Source organism: Saccharomonospora halophila 8, assembly GCF_000383775.1.
In the GTDB taxonomy this organism is placed as follows: Bacteria; Actinomycetota; Actinomycetes; order Mycobacteriales; family Pseudonocardiaceae; genus Saccharomonospora; species Saccharomonospora halophila.
The window spans coordinates 8,541-15,214 of record NZ_KB912479.1; the positions used below are offsets into that span (position 1 = coordinate 8,541).

Genomic DNA, 6,674 nt, shown 5'->3' on the forward strand with positions numbered 1-6,674 from the left:
GTCCGCGGTCGGCGGGAGCCGGAAACTCAACGCCAACGTCGTGGCGCCCGTCGGCGAGGTTGGTCACGTGCGGGCCGAACAGCACGCGGGACGGCGCGGTGCGCCCGGCCAGCGTGATCGGGCCGGTCGGGTCCGGGTCACCGGAGCCGGTCGTTGCCATGTCGGGTGCTTCCGGTCGTGGTCGGCGGGGACCGGGTGGTCGGGGGGCGGCGTGGGTATGTCCGGCGGGGTCGGTCGCCCGCGTGGGACATCCCGGGACGGGCGCACCCGGTGGGTGCGGGGACGACCGTCGTGGGTGCGGACCGGCGAGCCGGTCGGGTCAGGGGCGGAAACCCGCCAGCGGGCTGGTGTCGCACGCACGGTCCGGTATCCGGTCCGGTGTGGACGCCGTCGCGTCCTCCGGCGGTCCCCACCCGAGCGGCACCGACACCCGCTTGCGGCCGGGCTTCGAGTGGTCCTTGTCCGGCTTCGGAGCGGCGCCCACACCCGCGAGCGCGCGTTCGCCGTTGCCCTTGACGCACTCGGGGTCGGGACCGTCCAGCGGCAGCCCGGTGAAGAACTTCGCGGCCATGCACCCGCCCTGGCACGAGTCGTAGGCCGAGCACGAGGTGCAGGCCCCGCCGGTCTGCGGTTCGCGCAGCCGGGTGAACAGGTCGGACCCGCGCCACACCCGGGTGAACCCGCCCTCGTCGCGGACGTTGCCCGCCAGGAACTCCTCGTGGATGGCGAACGGGCAGGCGTAGACGTCGCCGACCGGGTCGATCAGGCACACCACCCGGCCCGCGCCGCACAGGTTCAGCCCGGGCAGCGGGGTGGAGCCGAGCGCGTTGAGGTGGAAGAACGAGTCGCCGGTGAGCACGTTCTCGCCGTGCTCGACCAGCCAGTTGTAGAGCTGGAGCTGCTGGTCGGCGGTCGGGTGCAGCTCGTCCCAGGTGTCCGCGCCGCGGCCGGACGGGCGCAGGCGGGTGATCCGCAGCTGCGCCCCGTGGTCGTCGGCCAGCCGCTTGAAGTCGTCCAGCTGGTCGACGTTGTGCCGGGTCATCACGACGCTGATCTTGAAGTTCGTGAAGCCCGCGTCGCGCAGGTTCCCCATCGCGGTGAGCGCGGTGTCGAACGAGCCGGGGCCGCGGACGTGGTCGTTGACCTCCGCGGTGGCGCCGTCCAGGGAGAGCTGCACGTCGACGTAGTCGGTCGCCGCCAGCCACCGGGCCCGCTCGGGGGTCAGCTTCACCCCGTTGGTGGAGAACTTCACCCCGACGTGGTGGTCCACCGCGTACTCGACGAGGTCCCAGAAGTCCGACCGCACCGTCGGCTCCCCGCCGCCGATGTTGACGTAGAAGACCTGGAGACGCTGGAGCTCGTCGATGACCGCTCGGCACTCGTCGGTGGACAGCTCGCGGGGGTCACGTCGCCCGGACGCGGACAGACAGTGCACACAGGACAGATTGCAGGCGTAGGTCAGCTCCCACGTCAGGCAGATCGGTGCGTCCAGGCCGTGCTGGAAGTGTTCGACCAGCTTCATGGCCACCTCTCATCGTGCTTCGATCGTGCCCGCGGACAGCAGGCCCGCCAGCGCGTCGAGATACCGGGTGCGTTCGGGGGCGGGGACCCCCGCCGAGTCGAGCGTGGCCGGCACGTCCGGCTGGTTCTCCAGCTCACGGACCACGTCGACGAGCAGCTGGGTCTTCAGAAAGGACAGACGGCGGGTGCCGAAGTCGTACACCAGCGCACCGAACGGCTCCGGCCGCAGCGCGACACCCGGGGAGAGCCGGTACGGCCGGGCCGGATCGAACGGCTCGGTGCGGACCTCGGCCCCGGCCTCAGTAGACACCGCACATGCCGTCGATGGAGACGTCCTCGACGAGCAGGTCCTCTTCGACGGTGTCGGAATCGGCGGTGTCGGCTTCGGCGGCGGCCGGGGTGCTCGTGTCGACCGTGGTCTCGGCTTCGTTCATGGGAGGCTACTCCTTGTCCGAGTAGGGATGACGACCGTGCGTGCCACAGTAATGGCACCGAGTGCCAAATGGAAGGGGTTATGGCCCAGACGAATCCGGAGCCGACCGCGCGCCCGGGCAGACGGAGGTCGACCAGCCACGACGAGCTGGAACGGGTGGCGTTCGCGTTGTTCGGGCGGGACGGATTCGACGCGACCACCGTGGACGACATCGCCCGTGCGGCGGGTATCGGCAGGCGGACCTTCTTCCGCTACTTCGACTCGAAGAACGACGTCGTGTGGGGCGACTTCGACGCCCACCTGGGGCGGATGCGCGCGCGGTTGCGCGCCCGCCCCGCCGACGAGCCGCTGACCGAGGCCATCCGGACGGGGGTGGTGGAGTTCAACCGGGTCGAGCCCGAGGAACAGCCGCGCCACCGCGCGCGGTTGGAGCTGATCCTGCGTGTGCCCGCGCTCCAGGCGCACTCCACCCTGCGTTACGCGGACTGGCGGGCGGTGGTGGCCGAGTTCGCCGCCGAGCGCCTCGGGGTGCCGGTGACGTCGCTGTGGCCGCAGACCCTGGCCCACGCCACCCTCGGCGTCGCCCTGGCCGCCTACGAGCAGTGGCTCAGCGCGGACAACGCCGACACGGACCTGACCACCCTCCTGGACCGGGCCCTGACCGCCCTCACCACCGGCTTCGACCACCTCCCCTGACCCACCCGGGTCCCACCCCCAACCCCGCGAGTCGCCACCCCGAGCCCGCGAGTTGACGCCCCGAGCCCGCGAGTTGACGCCTCAGGCTCACGAGATGACGCTTCCGGGCCACGAGTCGGCCGAGATCCGTCGAACCGACACGGAAGGCCGGACGGCTGTCACGCCGCCCGCGGTGCCGTGAACGTCGACTCGCGGACCTGGAACGTCAACTCACCGGCCTGGAGTGGCGACTCGCGGGCGTGGGGCGGGGGTCAGGAGGGGAATGTGAGGGTGACGATCTCCGCGCGGGCCTCGCCGCCGGGGGTGCGGTAGGTGATGGTGTCGCCCTCCCGGTGGCCGGCGACCGCCTGGCCGAGCGGGCTGTCGGAGGTCAGCACGGTCGCGTCGTCCTCGGCCTCGTCGACGTGGCCGACCACGGTCAGGTCCTCGGTGTCGCCGTCGTCGAACCGCAAAGTCACCCGCGTTCCGGACGGCAACCCGCTCTCCGCCTCCTGGGAGGGCCCGCCGTGCAGCAGATCGGTGATCTCGGCGATGCGCCGGTCCAGGCGCGAGGCCAGCTCCGCGCGTTCGAGCAGATCCGCCTGGTCGGCACTGTCACCCAACGGGTCCTCACCGAGCCGCGGTGCCATGGCCGCGCGCTGCTGCCGCAGCTGTTCCAGCTCGCGTTCCAGCCGTTCGCGGGTGGCCGGACTCAAACCTCCGGTCGACGTCATCCGCCCATTGTCAGGCCTGAGCCTCCGGCTCGGCGAGCCGCGACCGCATCGGCGCCCGCCACAGATGGCAGATCGCCAACGCGAGCGCGTCGGCCGCGTCCGCGGGGCTGGGTTTCGCCGCCAACCCGAGCAGTCGGGTGACCATGGTCGTGACCTGCGCCTTGTCCGCCCGCCCGGATCCGGTGACCGCCGCCTTCACCTCGCTGGGCGTGTGGAAGACGACCGGGAGCCCACGCCGGGCGGCGCTCAACGCGACCACGCCCCCGACCTGGGCCGTACCCATCACCGTGCGGACGTTGCTCTGACTGAACACGCGCTCGACGGCGACGACCTCCGGTCGGTGCGTGTCGAGCCAGGAATCCACCTCGTCGCCCACCCGCAGCAGGCGGGTGGCGAGTTCGACATCGGCCGGGGTCCGGACCACGTCCACGGCCACACACCGGACGGAGCGGCCGAGGGCCCCGTCGACGACCCCGAGGCCGCACCGGGTCAGCCCGGGGTCCACACCCAGCACACGCACGCCGCTTTCCGTCCTTTCCGCGAACACCCGTTCGAGCCCGCAGGCTACGCTACCGCCCCCGCGGACGATCACGGGCGACGGACACGCCGGTGCCCCCGGCGTGCGCGTCAGGGCCCGTCGATTCCGGGGGTCCAGTTCTCCGGGGCACCGCTGACGGTGAGGACCGGCTGCCACCGGGCGAACCCGGCCGGCGCCGCGGGGGTCCACGGCCACTGCCCGCCCGGGGTGGGCACGAGGATCTGCACGGCGGGAAAGTCGCCCTCCGGGTAGACCAGGAAGGCGCTGCCGAAGAACTCGGGGTAGTGCCCGGTGGCCACCCGTTCGAAGGTGACCGGCACACCCTCGAAGAAGTCGTGGTACAGCGTGCCGAACTCGAAGCGCTCCCCGGTCGCGGCGCGGTCGACGTAGGCGTCGAGCAGCACGGTCGCCTGCTCCTCCGGCAGTCCGACGACCACCGCCTCGGGGACCGCGTGCATGGCCCACGCGCACACCGTGAAGGCGTAACCCGCCCCGTGCTCGTCGGTCGGCACCGAGACCACCGCGTTCCCGCGCCGCTCGGCCTCGGCGACGATCCACTCCCGGAGCTCACGGTCGTCGTCGGTCTCCCCGTCGCCGTCCGGGTCCGGGAGTGTTCCGGTCTCGGGCAGGTGGTCGGGATCCGGCATGGCGGGCTCCGGGGCCTCCGGGTCGGTGGCGGTGTCGGGGGTCACGGCGGTCATTGTGCCGCACTCCGTCGGCGCGCGGGGAGAACCTCCGCACCCCGCGCGCCGCGGGCGATGCCCGCCGGTCGCGGGCTCAGCCGACCTCGGCGAGGACCTCGTCGCTGACGTCGAAGTTCGCGTAGACGTTCTGCACGTCGTCGCAGTCCTCGAGTGCGTCGACGAGCCGGAAGACCTTGCGGGCGCCTTCCGCGTCCAACGGCACGTTGACCGACGGGAGGAAGCTGGTGTCGGCGGACTCGTAGTCGTAGCCCGCCTCCTGCAGGGCCGTGCGGACGGACACCAGGTCCCCCGGCTCGGAGAGGATCTCGAAGCTCTCCCCGAGGTCGTTGACCTCCTCGGCACCGGCGTCCAGCACGGCCATCAGCACGTCGTCCTCGGAGAGGTCGTTCTTCGGCATGAGCACCACGCCCCTGCGGGTGAACAGGTAGGCGACCGAACCGGCGTCGGCCAGCGTCCCCCCGTTCTTGCTCAGCGCGGTGCGGACCTCCGAGGCGGCGCGGTTCTTGTTGTCGGTGAGGCACTCGATGAGCACCGCGACGCCGTTCGGCGCGTACCCCTCGTAGGTGATGTTCTGCCAGTCGGCGCCGCCGGCCTCCTCACCGTTGCCCCGCCGGCGTGCCCGCTCGATGTTGTCCTGCGGGACCGAGCTCTTCTTCGCCTTCTGGATGGCGTCGTACAGCGTGGGATTGGCCTCCGGGTCGCCACCGCCGGTGCGCGCCGCGACCTCGACGTTCTTGATCAGCTTCGCGAACAGCTTTCCACGCTTGGCGTCGAGGGCGGCCTTCTTGTGCTTGGTGGTGGCCCACTTCGAGTGGCCGCTCATCTCTCCTCCAACTCTCTCACGCGACTGCGCACACTCCGGCGACCGCGTCCTCTGCGGTGACCGCGTCCTCTGCGGTGACCGCGCCTACTCACCGGCTGTGCCTTTTCACCCTGCCGTGCCTTTCACCCTGCCGTGCCCTCTCCCACCGCCGGAGTCTCCCGGTCGGCCGCGAGCTCGGACACGGTCCGCACGAACAGCCGGTGCAGCCGCCCGTCCCCGGTCAGTTCGGGATGGAACGCGGTGGCGAACACCCGCCCCTGCCGGACGGCGACGATCCGCTCCGCCGCGGCGCCGGCCTCCGCGCTGTCCGGGATCCGGGCCAGCACCTCGACGTCGGCACCGGCCTTCTCCACCCAGGGCGCGCGGATGAACACGGCGTGGACGGGACCGTCGTCGATACCCCGGATGTCGAGGTCGGTCTCGAACGAGTCGACCTGCCGGCCGAAGGCGTTGCGCCGCACGACGACGTCGAGCCCGTCCAGCTGATGCTGATCGGGCCTGCCGTCGTACACCCGGCGCGCGAGCAGAACCAGTCCCGCGCACGAGCCGTAGACCGGAAGACCGTCCCGGATCCGCTCCCGCAACGGGTCGAGCAGACCGAACGACGCGAGCAGCCGGGACATCGTCGTGGACTCGCCCCCGGGCAGTACCAGCCCGTCGACGTCGGCCAGCTCCGCGACGCGACGGACCGGCCGGGCCCGCGCGCCCGCGCGTTCGAGCATCGCGGCGTGTTCGGCCACGTCACCCTGCACCGCGAGGACACCGACCTCCGGTCGCCGCTGCACGTTCGTCACCCCTCCCGCGATCGGGTCAAGCCTACTGGCCGGGGTCCGCGGGTCTCCGGTCAGGGCACTCCGAGGAGCCGCAGACCGGCCGCCGTGGCCCCCGCGGCCAGCACAACGACGACGAACGGCGCCTTCTTCCACGCCAGCACCCCGCCCACGGCGACCCCGGCGGGTCGGGCGAAGCCGGCGAACCCGGAGCCCTCCAGCAGGGCGGAGGTGGCCACCAGCGCGGCGAGCAGGACGACCGCCGCGACCGCGATCAGATGCTCCCCCCGGGGCGAGAGGGTGAACCGGGCACGCAACAACGGCCCGGCGAACCGGAAGGCGAACGTACCCGCCGCGAGCGCGACGGTGATCAGGATCAGGGTGAGCGGGGACAGCGCGGTCGTCACGGGCCCACCTCCGGATCCTCGCGCCCGGGGCCGCCCGGGGCCGCGCGGGCGGGACGCGCGGGGTGGGCG

The 6,674-nt window shown here is 72.2% G+C and carries 10 protein-coding genes; 1 reads left to right on the top strand and 9 read right to left on the bottom strand.

Annotated features, from left to right (window positions below; all coding sequences use genetic code 11):
* Positions 1-319: 319 nt before the first annotated feature.
* The 3 genes from mftC to mftA are packed head-to-tail and all read right to left on the bottom strand — an operon-like array spanning position 320 to position 1,955.
* Positions 320-1,522, bottom strand: coding sequence for a mycofactocin radical SAM maturase (mftC, locus tag SACHA_RS0100810; protein ID WP_019806420.1), 1,203 nt, complete (start codon positions 1,520-1,522; stop codon positions 320-322).
* A 9-nt stretch (positions 1,523-1,531) separates the two neighbouring features.
* Complete coding sequence (gene mftB / locus SACHA_RS0100815) at positions 1,532-1,831, bottom strand: mycofactocin biosynthesis chaperone MftB (protein WP_019806422.1); 300 nt, start codon at positions 1,829-1,831, stop codon at positions 1,532-1,534.
* Positions 1,821-1,955 carry a mycofactocin precursor MftA gene (gene mftA, locus SACHA_RS0100820; RefSeq protein WP_019806424.1) on the bottom strand — a complete coding sequence of 45 codons (135 nt, stop codon included), beginning with the start codon at positions 1,953-1,955 and terminating at the stop codon, positions 1,821-1,823. Before mftA ends, mftB begins: the two co-directional genes overlap by 11 nt.
* Positions 1,956-2,035: 80 nt before the next feature.
* On the opposite strand from mftA, the gene mftR reads away from it, so the two are divergent.
* Positions 2,036-2,650 carry a mycofactocin system transcriptional regulator gene (mftR, locus tag SACHA_RS0100825; protein ID WP_019806426.1) on the top strand — a complete coding sequence of 205 codons (615 nt, stop codon included), beginning with the start codon at positions 2,036-2,038 and terminating at the stop codon, positions 2,648-2,650.
* A 251-nt stretch (positions 2,651-2,901) separates the two neighbouring features.
* On the opposite strand, the gene SACHA_RS0100830 is transcribed toward mftR, so the two are convergent.
* From SACHA_RS0100830 to SACHA_RS0100855, 6 genes are all read right to left on the bottom strand, one after another.
* Positions 2,902-3,363: a GreA/GreB family elongation factor gene (locus SACHA_RS0100830; protein WP_019806428.1), complete on the bottom strand. Its 462-nt coding sequence runs from the start codon at positions 3,361-3,363 to the stop codon at positions 2,902-2,904.
* Positions 3,364-3,373: 10 nt separating this feature from the next.
* Positions 3,374-3,883, bottom strand: a complete 510-nt coding sequence (ruvC, locus tag SACHA_RS0100835; protein WP_019806430.1) for a crossover junction endodeoxyribonuclease RuvC — start codon at positions 3,881-3,883, stop codon at positions 3,374-3,376.
* Between the two features lie 107 nt (positions 3,884-3,990).
* A complete protein-coding gene (locus SACHA_RS0100840; RefSeq protein ID WP_019806432.1) occupies positions 3,991-4,602 on the bottom strand; it encodes a DUF4262 domain-containing protein in 612 nt (203 codons plus the stop codon).
* Positions 4,603-4,678: 76 nt separating this feature from the next.
* Positions 4,679-5,428: a YebC/PmpR family DNA-binding transcriptional regulator gene (locus tag SACHA_RS0100845; RefSeq protein ID WP_019806434.1), complete on the bottom strand. Its 750-nt coding sequence runs from the start codon at positions 5,426-5,428 to the stop codon at positions 4,679-4,681.
* A 122-nt stretch (positions 5,429-5,550) separates the two neighbouring features.
* Positions 5,551-6,150: a pyridoxal 5'-phosphate synthase glutaminase subunit PdxT gene (gene pdxT, locus SACHA_RS0100850; protein ID WP_157601548.1), complete on the bottom strand. Its 600-nt coding sequence runs from the start codon at positions 6,148-6,150 to the stop codon at positions 5,551-5,553.
* A 122-nt stretch (positions 6,151-6,272) separates the two neighbouring features.
* Positions 6,273-6,605, bottom strand: a complete 333-nt coding sequence (locus SACHA_RS0100855) for an AzlD domain-containing protein (RefSeq protein ID WP_019806438.1) — start codon at positions 6,603-6,605, stop codon at positions 6,273-6,275.
* Positions 6,606-6,674: the final 69 nt, after the last annotated feature.

Excerpts from the sequence above, each read along its gene's own strand:
- pdxT (WP_157601548.1), bottom strand. The coding sequence starts at position 6,150 with ATGCTCGAACGCGCGGGCGCGCGGGCCCGGCCGGTCCGTCGCGTCGCG.
- SACHA_RS0100840 (WP_019806432.1), bottom strand. The coding sequence starts at position 4,602 with ATGACCGCCGTGACCCCCGACACCGCCACCGACCCGGAGGCCCCGGAG.
- SACHA_RS0100845 (WP_019806434.1), bottom strand. The coding sequence starts at position 5,428 with ATGAGCGGCCACTCGAAGTGGGCCACCACCAAGCACAAGAAGGCCGCC.
- mftA (WP_019806424.1), bottom strand. The coding sequence starts at position 1,955 with ATGAACGAAGCCGAGACCACGGTCGACACGAGCACCCCGGCCGCCGCC.
- mftC (WP_019806420.1), bottom strand. The coding sequence starts at position 1,522 with ATGAAGCTGGTCGAACACTTCCAGCACGGCCTGGACGCACCGATCTGC.
- mftR (WP_019806426.1), top strand. The coding sequence starts at position 2,036 with ATGGCCCAGACGAATCCGGAGCCGACCGCGCGCCCGGGCAGACGGAGG.
- SACHA_RS0100830 (WP_019806428.1), bottom strand. The coding sequence starts at position 3,363 with ATGACGTCGACCGGAGGTTTGAGTCCGGCCACCCGCGAACGGCTGGAA.